This is a genomic window from Pseudomonas sp. GW821-FHT03C07, assembly GCF_059420925.1.
The window spans coordinates 222452-240465 of sequence record NZ_JBWKUQ010000003.1 but is presented as its reverse complement, the minus strand read 5'-3'; the positions used below and the strand labels follow the sequence as shown (position 1 = coordinate 240465).

The 18014-nt window shown below is 61.0% G+C and carries 16 protein-coding genes and 1 pseudogene; 10 read left to right on the top strand and 7 right to left on the bottom strand.

Annotation, left to right across the window (positions count from 1 at the left end; genetic code table 11):
* Positions 1 to 55: 55 nt before the first annotated feature.
* The 5 genes from AC07VG_RS07285 (at position 56) to AC07VG_RS07265 (ending at position 5435) form a co-directional block, all read left to right on the top strand.
* Positions 56 to 1177: a beta-ketoacyl-ACP synthase III gene (locus AC07VG_RS07285; protein ID WP_494999690.1), complete on the top strand. Its 1122-nt coding sequence runs from the start codon at positions 56 to 58 to the stop codon at positions 1175 to 1177.
* A 207-nt stretch (positions 1178 to 1384) separates the two neighbouring features.
* Positions 1385 to 1996 (top strand): RNA polymerase sigma factor, encoded by a 612-nt coding sequence (locus tag AC07VG_RS07280; RefSeq protein ID WP_494999691.1) that lies wholly within the window; start codon positions 1385 to 1387, stop codon positions 1994 to 1996.
* Complete coding sequence (locus AC07VG_RS07275; protein WP_494999692.1) at positions 1990 to 2229, top strand: anti-sigma factor family protein; 240 nt, start codon at positions 1990 to 1992, stop codon at positions 2227 to 2229. Before AC07VG_RS07280 ends, AC07VG_RS07275 begins: the two co-directional genes overlap by 7 nt.
* Positions 2230 to 2475: 246 nt before the next feature.
* Entirely contained in the window at positions 2476 to 3846 is a 1371-nt protein-coding gene (locus AC07VG_RS07270) for an OprD family porin (RefSeq protein ID WP_494999693.1), read from the top strand.
* Between the two features lie 464 nt (positions 3847 to 4310).
* Positions 4311 to 5435: a GNAT family N-acetyltransferase gene (locus AC07VG_RS07265; RefSeq protein WP_494999694.1), complete on the top strand. Its 1125-nt coding sequence runs from the start codon at positions 4311 to 4313 to the stop codon at positions 5433 to 5435.
* A gap of 33 nt (positions 5436 to 5468) precedes the next feature.
* Here the strand turns inward: AC07VG_RS07265 and AC07VG_RS07260 are convergent, their stop codons facing one another.
* The 4 genes from AC07VG_RS07260 to AC07VG_RS07245 form a co-directional block, all read right to left on the bottom strand.
* Positions 5469 to 7301, bottom strand: coding sequence for an ABC transporter ATP-binding protein (locus tag AC07VG_RS07260; RefSeq protein ID WP_494999695.1), 1833 nt, complete (start codon positions 7299 to 7301; stop codon positions 5469 to 5471).
* An 85-nt stretch (positions 7302 to 7386) separates the two neighbouring features.
* Complete coding sequence (locus AC07VG_RS07255; protein WP_494999696.1) at positions 7387 to 7953, bottom strand: peptidylprolyl isomerase; 567 nt, start codon at positions 7951 to 7953, stop codon at positions 7387 to 7389.
* Positions 7954 to 7956: 3 nt separating this feature from the next.
* Positions 7957 to 8760: an alpha/beta fold hydrolase gene (locus tag AC07VG_RS07250; RefSeq protein WP_494999697.1), complete on the bottom strand. Its 804-nt coding sequence runs from the start codon at positions 8758 to 8760 to the stop codon at positions 7957 to 7959.
* A gap of 14 nt (positions 8761 to 8774) precedes the next feature.
* The gene (locus tag AC07VG_RS07245; protein WP_040065166.1) at positions 8775 to 9698 is read right to left on the bottom strand and encodes a PA3225 family LysR-type transcriptional regulator; all 924 of its coding nucleotides are present in this window, start codon (positions 9696 to 9698) and stop codon (positions 8775 to 8777) included.
* Between the two features lie 49 nt (positions 9699 to 9747).
* Between AC07VG_RS07245 and AC07VG_RS07240 the strand changes: the two genes are divergently transcribed.
* The 3 genes from AC07VG_RS07240 (at position 9748) to AC07VG_RS07230 (ending at position 12047) form a co-directional block, all read left to right on the top strand.
* Complete coding sequence (locus AC07VG_RS07240) at positions 9748 to 10062, top strand: 3-phosphoglycerate kinase (protein WP_494999698.1); 315 nt, start codon at positions 9748 to 9750, stop codon at positions 10060 to 10062.
* A 148-nt stretch (positions 10063 to 10210) separates the two neighbouring features.
* Positions 10211 to 10810, top strand: a complete 600-nt coding sequence (locus AC07VG_RS07235; RefSeq protein ID WP_494999699.1) for an FMN-dependent NADH-azoreductase — start codon at positions 10211 to 10213, stop codon at positions 10808 to 10810.
* 376 nt (positions 10811 to 11186) lie between these two features.
* The gene (locus tag AC07VG_RS07230; protein ID WP_494999700.1) at positions 11187 to 12047 is read left to right on the top strand and encodes a carboxylate/amino acid/amine transporter; all 861 of its coding nucleotides are present in this window, start codon (positions 11187 to 11189) and stop codon (positions 12045 to 12047) included.
* Here the strand turns inward: AC07VG_RS07230 and AC07VG_RS07225 are convergent.
* The 3 genes and pseudogenes from AC07VG_RS07225 to AC07VG_RS07215 all read right to left on the bottom strand — a co-directional run bounded on the left by AC07VG_RS07225 (position 12044) and on the right by AC07VG_RS07215 (position 15165).
* A pseudogene (locus tag AC07VG_RS07225) lies at positions 12044 to 12993 on the bottom strand (mechanosensitive ion channel family protein). The gene AC07VG_RS07230 and the pseudogene AC07VG_RS07225 overlap by 4 nt on opposite strands.
* Entirely contained in the window at positions 12981 to 13754 is a 774-nt protein-coding gene (locus tag AC07VG_RS07220; RefSeq protein WP_494999701.1) for an L-iditol 2-dehydrogenase, read from the bottom strand. The pseudogene AC07VG_RS07225 and the gene AC07VG_RS07220 overlap by 13 nt, the downstream one beginning before the upstream one ends.
* 97 nt (positions 13755 to 13851) lie before the next feature.
* Complete coding sequence (locus AC07VG_RS07215) at positions 13852 to 15165, bottom strand: ABC transporter substrate-binding protein (RefSeq protein ID WP_494999702.1); 1314 nt, start codon at positions 15163 to 15165, stop codon at positions 13852 to 13854.
* Between the two features lie 278 nt (positions 15166 to 15443).
* On the opposite strand from AC07VG_RS07215, the gene AC07VG_RS07210 reads away from it, so the two are divergent.
* Entirely contained in the window at positions 15444 to 16421 is a 978-nt protein-coding gene (locus AC07VG_RS07210; protein WP_494999703.1) for an AraC family transcriptional regulator, read from the top strand.
* 28 nt (positions 16422 to 16449) lie between these two features.
* The gene (locus AC07VG_RS07205) at positions 16450 to 17796 is read left to right on the top strand and encodes a DEAD/DEAH box helicase (RefSeq protein WP_494999704.1); all 1347 of its coding nucleotides are present in this window, start codon (positions 16450 to 16452) and stop codon (positions 17794 to 17796) included.
* Positions 17797 to 18014: the final 218 nt, after the last annotated feature.

Below are 18014 nucleotides of genomic sequence, written 5' to 3'. Positions count from 1 at the left end.
TGTATTGGTACGAATGTGCCAATGCCTTCTGCCTGAACAGAATAGAGGAACGAGCGTGCATAACGTCGTCATCAGCGGCACCGGCCTGTACACCCCGGCCAACAGCATTTCCAACGAGGAGCTGGTGCAGTCTTTCAACAGCTATGTGCAGCAGTTCAACCTTGAAAACGCCGCCGCCATAGAGTGCGGCGACGTTCAGGCGCTGACCGAGTCGAGCGTCGCGTTCATCGAGAAAGCGTCCGGTATCAAGAGCCGTTTCGTCATGGACAAGGACGGCATTCTCGATCCGCGGCGCATGCGTCCGCGTCTGCCCGAGCGCCCCAATGACGAGTGGTCGATCCTCTGTCAGATGGCCGTCGGGGCCGCCGAACAGGCCCTGCAACGCGCCGGCAAGACTGCGGCGGACATCGACGGTGTTATCGTTGCCTGCTCGAACTTGCAACGGGCCTATCCGGCGGTGGCCATCGAGGTCCAGGAAGCCCTCGGTATCCAGGGCTTCGGCTTTGACATGAACGTCGCCTGCTCCTCGGCGACCTTCGGCATCCAGGCTGCCAGCAACAGCATCCAACTGGGCCAGGCCCGGGCGATCCTGATGGTCAATCCGGAGATCTGCACCGGTCACTTGAACTTCCGCGACCGCGACAGCCATTTCATTTTCGGTGATGCGGCGACGGCAGTGATCCTGGAACGGGCTGACCTGGCGACTTCGCCCTATCAATTCGACATTGTCGGCACCAAGCTGCTGACCCAGTTCTCCAATAACATTCGCAACAACTTCGGCTTCCTCAACCGCGCGGCGGAAGAGGGTATCGGTGCCCCGGACAAGCTGTTTGTCCAGGAGGGTCGCAAGGTGTTCCGTGACGTCTGCCCGATGGTGGCGGAACTGATTGCCGCGCACCTGCAAGAGAAGCAGTTGAACATCGCCGATGTGAAGCGCTTCTGGCTGCACCAGGCCAACCTCAGCATGAACCACCTGATCGTCAAGAAGCTGCTGGGACGCGAGGCCACGGAGGAAGAAGCGCCGGTGATTCTCGATACCTACGCCAACACCAGCTCGGCCGGTTCGGTAATTGCCTTCCACAAGAACCAGGACGACCTGGCGGCGGGCTCGCTGGCCGTGCTCAGCTCGTTCGGTGCCGGTTATTCGATCGGTAGCGTGATCCTGCGCAAGCGTTGATTGCAGGATCTGGGCTTGCCCATGCCGGCCAATTGGACGTGGAATATTGAGAACGCCGCCTAACTGTGGGAGCGGTGCTTGCCCGCGAAGCTTTTAGCGGCTTCAATGGCCCCTTCGCGACGGTCCGGCGCCCCGGCAGGCTCTGCTCCTGCAGGAGTGCGTTGCTGCATGACTGAGTTGACGTGGATCTTGAAAACGAGGCTGTGAATGGCGGCGATGGACGATACTCAACTGCTTGAGCGCTTGCTGGCAGGCGAACAACGGGCCTACAAGGAGTTGGTCAGTACCTACCAGAGTGCGATGCGGGCAGTTGCCTATGCCATTGTCGGCAGCCGCCAGGCCGATGAAGCGGTCCAGGATGCCTGGCTGGCGGTGGTGCGCAACCTGGCGGGTTTCCAGGGGCGCTCCAGCCTCAAGACCTGGTTGTTGACCATCACGGCCAATGCGGCGAAGAATCGCTATAAGCAGAACCGTCGTGAAGTGCTGCTGGATGACCTGCCGTCGCCCCACGGCACCATCGGCGACGAACGCTTTGCCGCTGACGGCCACTGGGCCCTGGCGCCACACGCCTGGCACGAGGACACCCCAGAGGCCCTGCTCAGCGAGGATGAGCTGCGCCAGTGCCTGGAACATACGCTGTTGAGCTTGTCCGAGCTGCAGAGCAGTGTCCTGTTGTTGCGTGAACGCCAAGGGTTGGAGCTGGAGGAGATCTGTAATCTTCTGGGGATCTCGCTCTCCAATGTCAGGGTGCTGCTACACCGGGCACGCCTGAAGGTTTTCGCGACCGTGGAGCATTTTGAGGAGACCGGCGAATGCTGACCTGCAAGGAACAAGTGGCGCGTTCCAGCGACTATCTCGATGGCCAGTTGAGCTTTCGCGAGCGCCTGATGGTGCGCCATCACTTGATGTTCTGCCCCAATTGCCGGCGTTTTATCCGGCAGATGCGTTTGATGCAGGCCACCCTGAAGCAAATGCCCGAACCGCCGGTCGAAAATCTCGAAGCCTTGTCCGCACAACTGGCCGCACAGCGCCAGGATGCTGGAAAGTCCTAGTACTAAAAAGCCACTATTTTTTCGCCAAAGCCCCTTAGACCGGGGCTTTGCACGAGGTTGTGCGAGGTGAAAAAAGTTCCGCTGTCACAAAACCTTAATCTCCTGGCAACTGCGCTGAAATAACCCCACGCCAAGATTCCCTCCCAACAAAGCAGGTCAGGCCCCGGCAATGGCTGCGCACCCGCGTGATGGCAACGGACGCCACGAAAAGACCCGAAAAAGTTTGAATCCAAGAGGAGCGAAACAATGAACAAGTGCACCTTGGCCCTGGCAGTGGCCGTAGGGGTTTTGTCCCAACAGGCGTATGCCGACGGGCAAGCTGATGCGAAAGGCTTTATTGACGGCGCTACGTCGACTTTGGGTATCCGTAACTTCTACATCAACACCGATAACCGTAGCAATAAACCCGCTCAGAGCCTGGCCTCGGAATGGGGTCAAGGTTTCGATCTGCGCTTCAACTCCGGTTACACCCAAGGCACCGTTGGTTTCGGCCTTGATGTGATCGCCCTGGAAGGTATTCGACTGGATACCGGTGGCGGTTCCAACGGTGCGACCACGGGCTCCTCGGGCGGTACAGTATTCCCGACCGAAGCCACCAGCGGTAAAAACCCTGTCAAGGCGGTCAATGACTTCGGTAGCCTGGGTCTGACCGGTAAAGCCCGAGTCTCGCAGACCGAACTGAAGATCGGTACGCTGCTGCCGAACAACCCGGTAATCAAGTACAACGACGGTCGTCTGCTGCCACAAACCTTCACCGGTGGCCAGATCACTTCGAACGAGATCAAGGACCTGACCCTGACTCTCGGCCAAGTCGAGAAGGCCAAGGGCCGTAACTCGAGTAACGACGCGGACCTGTCCATCGCTGGCGCCAACAAAAGCTCCAACTACGACACTGGCAAGTTCAGCAACAAGTTCCTGTACGCGGGTGCCGACTACAAGATCACCAAAGATCTGGTCGCTTCGTACTACTACGGCGAGTTGAAAGACTTCTACTCGCAGAACTTCCTGGGTCTGGTACACAACTGGGCGATCGGTCCTGGCGTGCTGAAAAGCGACCTGCGCTACTACCGTAGCCGCGACAACGGTGCCAACGGCAACACTTCCGGCTACTTCACCTCCGGCTACTTCCCAGACAACACCCCCAAAACCGCTGGCAAGGTCGACAACGACCTGTACAGCTACCTGGCCCTGTACTCGGTTGCCGGTCACACCTTCGGTGGTGGTTATCAGTACACCAAAGGCGATAGCGACTTCCCTTGGTTGAACCAGGGTGACGGCTCGTCGAACAGCACCATCACCGACATGCAGATCCAGAAGTTCGCCCGTGCCGGCGAGCGTACCTGGCAAGCTCGCTACGCCTACGACTTCGCCAAGGTCGGCGTACCTGGCCTGACCGCCGGTATCATCTACCTGCACGGCGACAATATCCAGAACACCGCTGGCAACCAGAGCGAGTGGGAACGCGATATCAGCCTGTCCTACGTGATTCCTGAAGGCACCTTCAAGAACCTCGGCTTCGCCTGGAAAAACGCCATGTGGCGTACCAGCACCGCCGTTGCCTCCACCGACCAGGACGAAAACCGCCTGATCGTCAGCTACACGATTCCACTGTTGTAAGCTCCGCTCTTTTGGCGCCCCGCTCGACGTTCAGTCGCGCGGGGCGTTTTTTTTGTCCGGCTTTTGGACACGCCCAGCGGTTCTGCGTTCTCCGATTTTCCAACGATAGCCAGGATAAGAAACTGCACCTGTTGAAAACGCCACCTAACCTGTAGGAGCTGGCTTGCCAGCGATGACGATGCAAGACTCGCCGCCGCCATCGCTGGCAAGCCAGCTCCTACAGAAACCGTGCTCGACCTTGACTGACTGGTATGGCTCCAGGCCCCAGCAATACAGCCCGGCCGCTGTTCTGGAACCTTCCGGAATGGTGTTCCCAGGCGACTTTCAAGTCCAATGAAATAGATTTTAATATTCCTTTCCCGACAGCCTCCGCGGCCGATATCGGTTTTCCGTTCTACCGGTCGCCCTTCCTGCCTCACTTGCGCGATACTCGCTCTGCGTGTTGCACCTGCCTGGGGATATCGATGTCGTTACAACGTCTGCAAAGCCTCTCTGAGGTCGCTGCCGAGCAATGGGATGCGCTGGTGCCGGATGGCCAGCCATTTCTCAGCCATGGGTTCCTCAGCGCCCTGGAGGACAGCGGCAGTCTCGGCCCGCACTCGGGTTGGCAGCCGGAGCATCTGCTGCATGTGCAAGACGGTCGGTTGTTGGCGGCCTTGCCGAGTTATCGCAAATGGCATTCCTATGGCGAGTATGTGTTCGACCACGGCTGGGCCGAGGCCTGTGAGCGGGCGGGCATCGCCTACTACCCCAAGCTCCTGACCGCCGTGCCATTCAGCCCGGTCAGCGGCGCGCGGTTGCTGGCGGCCAAGGCCGAGGATGGTTTCGAACTGCTGGCCGCCCTGCCGGGTTACCTGGAGATCGAAGAACTCTCCAGCGCCCATATCAACTTCACCGATACCCTGGCCGATGCGGCCCTGGGCGAACAACCCGGCTGGCTGCAGCGTTACGGTTGCCAGTTTCATTGGCAGAACCGCGGCTACCGCGATTTCCAGGACTTCCTCGATACCCTGAGTTCGCGCAAGCGCAAGCAGATGCGCAAGGAGCGCGAGCAGGTCGCCGGGCAGGGCTTCGATTTCCAATGGCTGGAAGGCCGTGAGTTGAGCGAGGCGCAGTGGGACTTTGTCTATGCCTGCTATGCCAATACCTACGCCGTGCGCCGCCAGGCGCCCTACCTGACCCGGGAGTTCTTCAGCCTGCTGGCCGAGCGTATGCCCGGGTCGATTCGCGTGGTCCTGGCCAAGCAGGGCGGGCGGCCTGTGGCCATGGCCTTCAGCCTGATCGGCGACGGCAGTTTCTACGGGCGTTACTGGGGCTGCCTGGCGGAGTTCGACCGACTGCATTTCGAGACCTGCTTCTACCAGGGCATGGACTACGCCATCGCCCAGGGCCTGCAACGTTTCGATGCCGGTGCCCAGGGCGAGCATAAGCTGATTCGCGGCTTCGAGCCGGTGATCACCCACTCCTGGCACTACCTGCGTCATCCGGGGCTGCGGACAGCGGTGAAGGACTTCCTCGCGCAGGAACGGCTGGGGATTCTGGCCTACGCCGAAGAGGCGAGGGCGGCGCTGCCTTACCGGCAGGCCTGATCGCTCACCCGTCCTCTCCAGGCCGGCCAGGGTTCAATCGATGCCGACGAACCCGCCGGTCTGGTGCTGCCACAAGCGGGCATACAGCCCGCCATGGGCCAGCAGCTCGGCATGACTGCCGGTTTCGGCGATCCGGCCATTTTCCAGGACCACCAGTCGATCCATGCGGGCAATGGTGGACAGGCGGTGGGCAATGGCGATCACGGTCTTGCCTTCCATCAGGGTTTCCAGGCTCTCCTGGATCGCTGCTTCCACCTCCGAGTCGAGGGCCGAGGTCGCTTCGTCCATGATCAGGATCGGTGCATCCTTGAGTAGCACCCGGGCAATGGCGATGCGTTGGCGCTGGCCGCCGGACAGTTTCACCCCGCGTTCGCCGACATGGGCATCGAAGCCGGTGCGGCCCTCGGCATCCGACAGCAGCGGGACGAACTCATCGGCGCGGGCCTTGCACACCGCTTCCCAGAGTTCGGCGTCGCTGGCGTCGGGCTTGCCGTAGAGCAGGTTGTCGCGAATCGAACGGTGCAGCAGCGAGGTGTCCTGGGTGATCATGCCGATGCGTTCGCGCAGGCTTTCCTGGGTGACTTCGGCGATGTTCTGGCCATCCACCAGGATCCGCCCGCCCTGCAGGTCATAGAGCCGCAGCAATAGGTTGACCAGGGTCGACTTACCGGCACCCGATGGACCGATCAAGCCGATTTTCTCCCCCGGACGAATCGTCAGGTTGAGGTCGCCGATCACCCCGCTGCGTTTGCCGTAGTGGAAGTCCACATGCTCGAAGCGCACTTCGCCCTGGCTGACCGCCAAGTGTGGGGCCTGTTCGCGGTCGGTGACGCTGACCGGTTGGGCGATGGTCTGCAGGCCGTCCTGGACCATGCCGATGTTTTCGAAAATGCCGTTGACCACCCACATGATCCAGCCGGACATGTTGACGATACGGATCACCAGACCGGTGGCCAGGGCGATGGCGCCGACCGAGATCAGCGACTGGGTCCACAGCCACAGCGCCAGCCCTGTGGTGGTGACGATCAGCAGGCCGTTGAGGCTGGTGATGGCGACGTCCATGCTGGTCACCACGCGGGCTGCCAGTTGGGTTTTCTCGGTCTGCTCGACCAGCGCTTCACGGGCGTATTGCTGCTCGAAACGGGTGTGGGCAAACAGCTTCAGGGTGGTGATGTTGGTGTAGCCATCAACGATTCGGCCCATGAGTTTCGAGCGGGCTTCGGAGGAGATCACCGAGCGTGCCTTCACCCGTGGCACGAAGTAGTACAAGGCGCCGATGTAGCCGGCGATCCAGATCAGCAGCGGGATCATCAGACGCCAGTCCGCCTCGACGAACAGCACCAGGGAACTGATGACGTAGATCAGCACATGCCAGAGCGCGTCGACGGCCTGGACGGCGGAGTCACGCAGCGAGTTGCCGGTCTGCATGATGCGCTGGGCGATGCGCCCGGCGAAGTCGTTCTGGAAGAAGTTCAGGCTCTGCCTGAGCACATAGCTGTGGTTTTGCCAGCGAATCAGGCTGGTCATGCCCGGGCTGATGGTCTGGTGCACCAGCAGGTCGTGCAGGCCGAAGAAGATCGGCCGCAGGATCAGGGCGACCACGGCCATCCACAGCAGCTCGCGGCCATGGACCTGGAAGAATTCGGTATTGGGCGTGCCCTGGGCCAGGTCGATGATCCGGCTCAGGTAGCTGAACAGCGCCACTTCGATCAGCGCGGCGAACAAGCCGACGATCAACAGCGCGGCGAAGCTCGGCCAGACCTGGCGCAGGTAATACAGGTAGAAGGGCAGAACGGTGTTCGGCGGAGCGGCAGTGGGGGCGTCGCGAAAGATATCGATCAGTTGTTCAAAACGACGATAGAGCATGGGTTCTGACGCCCGTCAGGCGGGCTCTCCTTGAAGATGAAGCGGCGCAAGCCACAGGCAGCCGGCCTGAAGCTTGCGCCTGCCATTAGTCGATCCGTTTGGCCGACTTGATATACACCGGGTCCGACGGCACGTCCGACATGCCTTGCTTGGTGGTGGTCGGCGAATTGACGATGATATCCACCACATCCATGCCCTTGACCACCTTGGCGAATACCGCATAACCGGCATCGCGGCCCGGGTCGAGGAAGTCATTGTCCTTCACGTTGATGAAGAATTGGCTGGTGGCCGAGTTCGGATCCGAGGTCCGCGCCATCGACAAGCTGCCGCGCACGTTGTGCAGGCCGTTGCTGGCTTCGTTCTTGATCGGCGCCTGGGTCGGCTTCTGCGCCATCTGCGCGGTGAAGCCACCACCCTGGACCATAAAGCCCGGAATCACCCGGTGGAAAATCGTGTTGTTATAGAAACCGCTGTCCACGTAGGCGAGGAAGTTCTTGGTGCTGATCGGCGCATGCACCGGGTCCAGCTCGATCTCAATGGTGCCGTTGGTGGTCACCAGTTGCACATGGGGCGCCTTGACGGCTTCGGTGGCGGCCATCAGGTTGGCGGCGAACAATACGGAGCCGGTGAACAGGGCGATTTTTTTCAGCATGGTTCAGTGATCCTGGGTGGTGGTTTCGACTGCGCTTAGAAACTCAAGCAGGGTTTGGTTGAAGACCTGGGGTTGATCCAGTGGCGTGGCGTGGCGTGAATCGGCGATCACCACCAGACGCGCATCGGGCATCAGTTTGACATAGCTTTCCTTCAGGGCGACCGGTGTGTAGTCATGGTCTGCACTGACGATCAGGGTTGGACAGAGGATCCGTGCAAGTCGTTCCTGGACACCCCAACCGACGATGGCATCGAAGCTGGCGAGATAAGCACATTTGTCGTTTCTTGCCCAGCGCTCGGTCATCTTGCGCCGCAATGGCGCCTGTTCGGGCTTGGGAAACAGCATCACGCTCAAGGCCTTGCCGATGCGCTTCGGGCCCAGCAGCCGGGCCAGGCTCCAGCGCTTGGCCCATTGCAGGTAGTCGCCGGGCTTGCGGACCTTGACCTCGGGCGCGCTGTTGACCACGCACAAGCTCTTGAACATGTGCGGCTGATCCACCGCCAGCTGGAAACTGATCATTCCGCCCATGGACAGGCCCACCAAGTGCGGATGATCCAGCTGCAGGTGTTCGATCAGGGCTATTACATCAGCGCTGAACCCGGCGATGCTGTAGCGCTGGCGGGGCTTGTCGGAGCGACCGTGGCCGCGCATGTCCATGACGATCACCCGGTGCTGCGCGGCCAGTGCCGGCACCTGCATTTCCCAGTCCTCGGTGCTGGAGCCGAGACCATGTATCAGCAGCACCGGCGTGCCCTGGCCGTACTCCTCATAATGCAGCGTGCAACCTTCATGTTCGAAATAGGCCATCGGTCAATGTCCTGTCAGGCTTGCTGGGGAGCGGCGAAGGGGGCGTCCAGCGGCGCGGTGTCGAAGGTGCGCAGCAGTTCGACAAGAATCTGCGTGGCCGGCCCCAGGGGTTTGTCCTTGTTCGAGTACAGATAGAACGTCGGGTGGCGGCTGCCGCCCTGATCCAACGGTAGCACCTTGAGCAGGCCTTCCCGGATTTCCCGTTCGATCATGTGTCGGGGCAGCCAGGCGAAGCCCAGGCCGTTGCCGATAAAGGTGGCGGCGGTGGCCAGGCTGCCGACGGTCCAGCGCTGCTCGGCGCCGAGCCAGCCGACATCGCGCGGTTGCTGGCGGCCGGAGTCACGGATTACCACCTGCAGCTGACTTTCCAGGTCCTGGAAGGTCAGCGTACGTTGCAGGCGATGCAGGGCATGTTCCGGGTGGGCGACGGCGACGAATTCCACCGCGCTCATCTCGGTGCCCAGGTAGCCGGGGATATTGAAGCCGCTGATGGCCAGGTCGGCGACGCCTTCGAGCAGGACTTCCTCCACCCCCGACAGCACTTCTTCGCGCAAGCGCACGCGGCAGCCACGGCTCTGCGGCATGAACGCGGTCAGCGCCCGGACCAGGCGGGCATTGGGGTAGGCGGCGTCCACCACCAGGCGTACTTCGGCTTCCCAGCCCTGTTCCATATGGTGGGCCAGGTCTTCCAGCTGGCTGGCCTGTTTCACCAGTTGCCGGGAGCGTCGCAGCAGCACGCCGCCGGCCTCGGTGAGCACGGCCTTGCGCCCGTCGATGCGCAGCAGCGGCACGCCGAGCTGATCCTGCATGCGGGCCACGGTGTAGCTGACGGACGACTGCGAACGGTGCAGGGCTTCGGCGGCCTGGGCGAAGCCACCGTGATCGACCACGGCCTGCAGCGTTCGCCATTGATCAAGGGTCACGCGGGGCGCTTTCAAGTTGGGCTCCTCTTGTCCTAAGCTGGCGGTCCTTAATGGAGACTGCCGAATGAGAAAAATCTGTTGTGTGTTGCTGGCCATGCTGCCTTTGACGGCATGGGCTTATCCCATCGAAGTCGAAAAACAACTCAACGGTCTCGCTATCGACTACAAGACCTTCGATACCGATACGGATATCGGCACCATTGAGGTGAACAACTACGGGAAAACCGATGCCCTGTGCACGGTGGTCTTCCGCAATGGGCCCGAAGCCCCGCGGACCCGTAAGCTCGACCTGGCGGCCGGGCAGAGCAAGAATGCCAGCGTCAAATTCACCCGCAGCATTATCCGGCTGCGCCTGGACCTGACCTGCACGGCGAAATGAAACCGGAGGAGCACTCTGCCAAGCATGCTCCGCCTATCAACAAATTTATAGATAGGTTGTAGTCATTTTTTCGGCTTTTTTATCGGCTAAGTGCTGTTTAATCTTCACTCCATCGACTTACAACCCTTAGCGATGGAGCCTACATCCCATGTCCCGCGTACTGATCATCGAAAGCAGCGCCCGCCAGCAAGACTCGGTTTCCCGTCAGTTGACCCAGCAGTTCATCGGTCAATGGCAGGCCGCCCACCCGAGCGATCCGATCAGCGTCCGTGACCTGGCGAGCGATCCGGTGCCGCATCTGGATAGCCACTTGCTGGGCGGCTGGATGAAGCCTGCCGAGCAGCGCACGGCCATCGAGAAGGCGGCGCTGGAGCGCTCCAACCACCTGACCGACGAGCTGCTGGCGGCGGACGTGCTGGTGCTGGCCGCGCCGATGTACAACTTCGCGATCCCGAGCACCCTCAAGGCCTGGCTCGACCATGTGCTGCGGGCCGGCCTGACCTTCAAGTACACCGACACCGGCCCACAAGGTCTGCTGGTTGGCAAGCGAGCCTATGTCCTGACCGCGCGGGGCGGGTTGTATGCCGGTGGCACCAACGATCATCAGGAACCCTACCTGCGCCAGGTGCTGGCGTTTATCGGTATCCACGACGTCACCTTCATTCACGCCGAAGGCCTGAACATGGGTGGCGACTTCCAGGAGAAAGGCCTGAACCAGGCCAAGGCGCGGATCGCCCAGGTGGCTTGAAGGCTTAATGTTCAGCTAATCGCCGATTGTTTTAGTGTGGTCAGCAACAGATCTTCAAGTAGCCCCTTCAAGTTGTACGCGCGAACCTCCCTTTGCACTGGTTGCTCCCTGAGTGCATGCAACCCGATCCGGCCGCCCAGCCCGATCGGGTTTTTTTTCGCCCCGGATTCCTTGTGCGGCGGAAAGTCGCTAAGGTCGCGGCCATTCAGCGGCAAGCCCGCATGGAATATTGAAATCCCCACGTAACCTGTAGGAGCCAGCTTGCTGGCGATGCGATCTGATGGCCGACATCGCCCTCGCCTGGACAATCGCCCTCGCCAGTTCAAGCTGGCTCCTACAAGACGGCGGGGCGGGCGACAACATTGGTGAGGCATTCATGGGTTATCTACTTTTCGTCACGCTGCTCCAGGCATTTTCCTTCAGCCTGATCGGTGAGTACCTGGCCGGTCATGTCGACAGCTACTTCGCCGTGCTGGTGCGGGTGCTGCTGGCGGGCCTGGTGTTCATTCCCTTGACCCGCTGGCGCCAGGTGGAGCTGGCATTCATGCGCGGCATGCTGCTGATCGGTGCCTTGCAGTTCGGCGTCACCTACGTCTGCCTGTACCTGAGCTTCCGGGTGCTGACGGTGCCGGAGGTGCTGCTGTTCACCATTCTCACGCCCTTGCACGTGACTCTGATCGAAGATGCCTTGAACCGGCGCTTCAACCCCTGGGCCTTGCTCGCGGCATTGGTGGCGGTGGCCGGTGCGGCGGTGATCCGCTACGACCGGATCAATCCGGATTTCTTCATGGGCTTCCTGCTGCTGCAACTGGCCAACTTCACTTATGCCGCCGGGCAAGTGCTCTACAAGCACCTGGTGGCGCGGCACCCCAGCGACCTGCCGCATTACCGGCGTTTCGGCTATTTCTACCTGGGCGCGTTGGCGGTGGCGTTGCCGGCGTTTTTGTTGTTCGGCAAGGCCAACTACCTGCCCGAGGCCCCGTTGCAATGGGCCGTGCTGGTGTTCCTCGGGCTGGTCAGCACGGCGCTGGGGATGTATTGGTGGAACAAGGGTGCGTGCCTGGTCAATGGCGCCACGCTGGCGGTAATGAACAATCTGCATGTGCCGGTGGGGCTGCTGATCAATCTGTTGATCTGGAACCAGCATGAGCCGTTGGGGCGGCTGTTCTTCGGTGGCCTGGTGATCCTCGCGGCGGTGTGGGTCAGCCGCCTGGGCGCGCGTCCGCTCAGGGCCTAGAGCGCATGCTCCCGCGGCTCGGGAATATGGCTGGCGCCCAATAGCGCTGGCAACATCCCGGCCCGCAGGTCGTTACCGCTCGGCTGCTGGTACAGGCTCAGACCGAACTCTGGCAGCACCGCCAGCAGGTAGTCGAAAATATCCCCCTGGATCCGCTCGTAATCGGCCCAGACGGTGGTGCGGGTGAAGCAGTAGATTTCCAGCGGCACGCCCTGGGCCTCGTTCCAGGTCTTGAGGTCGGGATTGAGACGATGGTCTTGTCGAAATTCTGCACCTTGACCGTGTGCAGGGTGATGTCCACCACATCGCCATCGGCACCGACCTGGGGCATCTCGATCCAGTCGCCGACCCGCAGCATGTCGTTGCTGGTCAACTGCACGCTGGCGACGAAGGACAGCAGGGTGTCCTTGTAGACCAACAGGATCACCGCCGACATGGCGCCCAGGCCCGAGAGCAGCAACAGTGGCGAACGGTCGATCAGGGTGGCGACGATGACGATGGCGCCGAACACGAACAGCACCATCCTCGCCAACTGCACATAACCCTTGATCGAGCGCGTGCGGGCGTGTTCGGTGCGTGCGTAGATATCCAGCAGGGCATTGAGCCGGGCGCTCATGGCCAGTACCTGGAACAGGAAGGTAAAGGCCAGCGCGATATTACCGAAGAAGATCAGGCCGTTCTTGCTCAACTCCGGTACCAGGTGCAGGCCGAACTGGATCACCAGCGAGGGCGTGGTCTGGGCCAGACGATGGAACACCTTGTTCTGCAGCAGATCGTTGACCCAGTGCAGCGCCGGTTGGCGTCCGAGCAGCCGGGCGGCATGCAGGATCACATAACGCGCGACCCGGCCGAGCAGCAACGCCACGATCAGCAACAGCGCCAGGCCCAGCCCGGTTTGCAGCAGGGGATGTTGATCGAGGGCGGCCGCCGATATCAGCTCATCCAGTTTCCCCCGTCGACGTTGTAGGTTTGTGCAACCACGTAGTCGCTCTCCGCCGAGGCCAGGAAAATTGCCATTCCCGTCAGGTCTTCAGCGGTGCCCATCCGGCCATAGGGGACCTGCGCTCCCACCTGCTTCTTCTTTTCTCCCGGGGGGAGGTTTTCATGCTGGGCGAACAGGGCATCAACGCCATCCCAGTGCTCACCATCGACCACGCCGGGCGCGATCGCATTGACGTTGATCTTATGCTTGATGAGATTCAGTCCGGCGGACTGGGTCAGGCTGATCACGGCCGCCTTGGTCGCGCAGTAGACCGCGACCAGCGCTTCACCGCGACGGCCGGCCTGGCTGGCCATATTGATGATTTTGCCGCCATGACCTTGGCCGACCATCTGCTTCGCGGCGGCTTGCAGGGTAAACAGAGTGCCGGCCACGTTGATTGAGAACAGGCGCTCGTAGCTTTCACGAGTAATCTCGCTGATCGGTGCCAAATCAAACAGCGCGGCGTTATTGACGAGGATGTCGAGTTTGCCAGTCTGGGCAACCACCGCGGCAATGGCGTCCTCGATAGAGGTTTGATCGGTGACGTCCATCTTCACCGCGTAAGCCATTGGGCCCAGTTCGACGGCCGTGGCCTGTGCGCGCTGAAGATTGATATCGGCGATCGCCACGCTGGCGCCTTCGCGGATGTAGGCCTCGGCGAATGAGCGGCCTATGCCTCGGGCCGACCCTGTCACCAGCGCGCTTTTTCCTTCAAGTCGTTTCATCAGATGTGCTTCCCGTTTGCGAAAATGAATTGCCCGGTGGGGCATTGCAGGTTGTTCAATCAAGCCGCTGCCAGGCGCCGCGGCTGACCGTCGGCCTCTATTTTTTCGGGTAGCCCGCGCGCTTCATGTCCTTGACCGTAGCGATTTGCGCAGCGCTCAGCGCCTGCTCGACCGACATCTGGCCGGTGAGCGCGGCGGCAAACAGTTTGCCCACCGAGGTGCCAATGGCCTGGAACTCGGGAATCGTCACGTACTGGATACCGACATACGGCACGGGCTTGGCCGACGGGTGGGCAGGGTCGGCGTTCTGCATCATCTGCAGGGTGACTTTGGCGAAGGGCGCGGCCTTCAGGTAGGCATCGCTGTAGGTGGAGATGCGGGTGCCCGGCGGCACATTGGTGATGCCATCCTTGTCGGCGACCAGTTGTATGTAGTCTTTCGATGTGGCCCAGGTGATGAACGCCTTGGCGGCCTCTTTGTGCTGGGAGGTCGCGGGTATTGCCAATGACCAGGCATACAGCCAGGACGCGCCTTTATCCGTGACCTCGACCGGCGCCGGGGCGAAGCCCACCGTGTCGGCGACCCGGCTTTGCGTCGGGTCCGTGGTAAAGGAGCCGGCGACGCTCGCATCGACCCAGATGGCGCATTTACCACTGTTGAACAGGGCCAGGGTTTCGTTGAAACCATTGCTTGAGACGCCTGGCGGGCCGTAATGCTTGAGGGTGTTGACGTAGAAGTTGGCCGCGGCGGTCCACTCCGGTCCCGTCAATTCGGGTTGCCATTGCTCATCGAACCAGCGCGCCCCGAAGGTATTGGCCAGGGTGCTCAGCAGCGCCATGTTCTCGCCCCAACCGGCCTTGCCACGCAGGCACAGGCCGTATTGCTCTTTATCGGGATGGTGCAGCTTGGCGGCAAACTCGCCGAGCTGGGTCCAGGTCGGATGTTCGGGCATGCTCAGCCCGGCCTGCTTGAACAGGTCCGTGCGGTAATAGGTGACCGTGCTTTCACCGTAGAAGGGCAGGGCATAGAGCGTGTCGTTGAGCGAAAGGCCCTGGCGCACCGCCGGGAAGATATCGGCGACGTCATAGGCTGCCGGCAGGTCCTTCATCGGCTCCAACCAATGTTTGGCGGCCCACAGCGGGGTCTCGTAAGTGCCGATGGTCAAGACGTCGAACTGTGCGCCTTGGGTCGCAATGTCGGTTGTCAGCCTTTGCCGCAAGACGTTCTCTTCCAGCACGAGCCAATTCAGTTTGAGCTCGGGGTGCTGCTCTTCGAATATTTTGGAGAGCCGCTGCATGCGGATCATATCGCTGTTATTCACCGTCGCGATGGTGATGCTTTCGGCGGCTTGGGCGGCACAGGCCAAAGACAAACCTGCGGACAGGATGAGCGCGTGATGGCGGGTCTTCATAATGCTCTCCACTCCACGCCGGTGGCGCGGAACTATTATTGTTGTTGTAAGCCGCGGCTGGGCAAAAACGTGATGGACCGCAGCAGGGGACGATTGGATTACACCAGCTCGCAGAGGGCGCAACAAACGCATTGAGGACGAGAAATCGGTACTTTTTTAATCGTGCCGGCCTGTCTCCGACCGGATCAAAAAAGTACCAGTTATAGGTGATGCGTTGAGTAGCGAACTGGGTTTGATCCGGCTATGTTGCTGTTCAGAACTATAAAAAGGGGCAAACCATGCCTGATCGCCGCGCCGCGCTATTCGAGCAGCCTCCAGCCGAGTTGGAAGTCATCCTGCCGCAGCCGGAACACAGTTTTCGCTGGTACGAGCACGACTACCCCTATGCGCTTGCACGCTGGAATCATCATCCCGAATACGAAATCCACCTGATTCGCCAGGGGAGCGGCAAACTGGTAGCGGGTGATTACATCGGTGCGTTTGCCGCTGGCCACGTGGCGATGATGGGGCCGGACCTGCCCCATGACTGGATGGGCGACCTGGCGCCGGGAGAGCAACTGCTGGGGCGCGATGTGGTTTTGCAATTCGACGGCGCGGCGCTGCTGGCCCTGCGTGAAGCCCTGCCTGAACTTGGCGAGTTGCAGGTGTTGTTCGAGCGTGCCCGGCGCGGCCTGGAGTTTACCGGCGAAACGGCGCTTGAAGCGGCACGACTACTGGAGGCCATCGGTCCTGCCCAGGGTTTGCCGCGTTTGCTGATGTTCCTGCAACTGCTGAACACCCTGGCGAGTGCGCCGGCGACTGAGGCGTGCTGTCTGGCCAGCACCTGCTATATGCCTGCTCTGGATGCGAAAAGCTCCGAGCGTATCCATAAAGCTTTCGATTACCTGCTCAGAGAACTGACCGGCGATGTCCGGCTGTCGGTGATCGCCGGGCAGTTGGGGATGAGCGAGCCGGGCTTTTCACGGTTTTTCAAACGTATTACCGGGCACGGCTTTATCGACCTGATGCGCAAGCTCCGGGTCCAGCGCGCCTGTCGTTTGTTGCAGCAGACACAGATGTCGGTGGCCGAGATCTGTTTCGAGGTGGGGTACTGCAACCTCTCCAATTTCAATCGGCACTTTCGCGTGGAGATGAGCCAGACCCCGACCGAATATCGTCGCGCCAGTGCATTCAGCGCACAAAAACCGCGCTGTTTGTCGCGCTTTTCACAAAGAAACTCGGCCTCGGCGCTCGAAACCGTTACCCTATGCCGCTGATATTTTGTATTTCTTCGAGGTAGCACCCGTGTTTTCCGAATTCGCCCTGCACGAACGCCTGCTCAAAGCCGTGGCCGAGCTTAAATTTGTCGAGCCAACGCCGGTGCAGGCCGCGGCCATTCCGCTGGCGTTGCAGGGGCGTGACCTGCGGGTGACGGCGCAAACTGGTAGCGGCAAGACCGCCGCGTTCGTCCTGCCGATCCTCAATCGCCTGATTGGTCCGGCCAAGGTGCGCGTGAGCATCAAGACCCTGATCCTGCTGCCAACCCGCGAGCTGGCCCAGCAGACCCTCAAGGAAGTCGAGCGTTTCTCCCAGTTCACCTTTATCAAGTCCGGCCTGATCACCGGCGGTGAGGACTTCAAGGTCCAGGCGGCGATGCTGCGCAAGGTGCCGGACATCCTGATCGGCACCCCGGGGCGGATGATCGAGCAACTGAACGCCGGTAACCTGGACTTGAAAGAAGTCGAAGTGCTGGTGCTCGACGAAGCCGACCGCATGCTCGACATGGGCTTTGCCGAAGACGTACAGCGCCTGGTGGAAGAATGCACGAACCGCCAGCAGACCATGCTGTTCTCCGCCACCACCGGTGGTTCCGGCCTGCGCGAGATGATCGCCAAGGTTCTGAACAACCCCGAGCACCTGCAGCTCAATGCGGTCAGCCAGCTGAACGACACCACGCGCCAGCAGATCATCACTGCCGACCACAACCAGCACAAAGAGCAGATTCTCAACTGGTTGCTGGCCAACGAGACTTACCAGAAGGCCATTGTCTTCACCAATACCCGGGCCATGGCCGACCGTATCTATGGCCGCCTGGTAGCCCAGGAATACAAGGCTTTCGTGCTGCACGGCGAGAAGGACCAGAAGGACCGCAAGCTGGCCATCGACCGTCTGAAGCAGGGCGGGGTGAAGATCCTCGTGGCCACCGACGTCGCCGCTCGCGGCCTGGACGTGGACGGCCTGGACATGGTGATCAACTTCGATATGCCGCGCAGCGGCGACGAATACGTGCACCGTATCGGTCGCACCGGGCGTGCCGGTAACGACGGCCTGGCGATCTCGCTGATCTGCCACGGCGACTGGAACCTGATGTCGAGCATCGAGCGCTACCTCAAGCAGAGCTTCGAGCGCCGGACCATCAAGGAAGTCAAAGGCACCTACGGCGGACCGAAGAAGGTCAAGGCTTCGGGCAAGGCTGTAGGCGTGAAAAAGAAAAAGACCGACGTCAAGGGTGACAAGAAGAAGTCGGCCGCCAAGGCCCCGACCAAGCGCAAGATCGCCAACCGACCGAAGACCGATGCCCTGTCGTTGGTCAGCAAGGACGGCATGGCGCCGCTCAAGCGCCGTAAGCCGGAAGCGCCGGCTGCCGAATAACCCGCCACCGGCTGCGTGAGAACGCAGAACAGCGGTTGCCTCCCTGCCAATGCCCCGACTGATCGGGGCATTGGCATTTTTTGTGGGAGCGGTGCTTGCCCGCGAAGAACGATAACGCGGTGTATCTGAAAAACCGTGGCATCCCTTTCGCGGGCAAGCACCGCTCCCACAAAAGCACCTTGCTCAAGTAGGGAATTTTTTCCCACAGGCATCGCCCC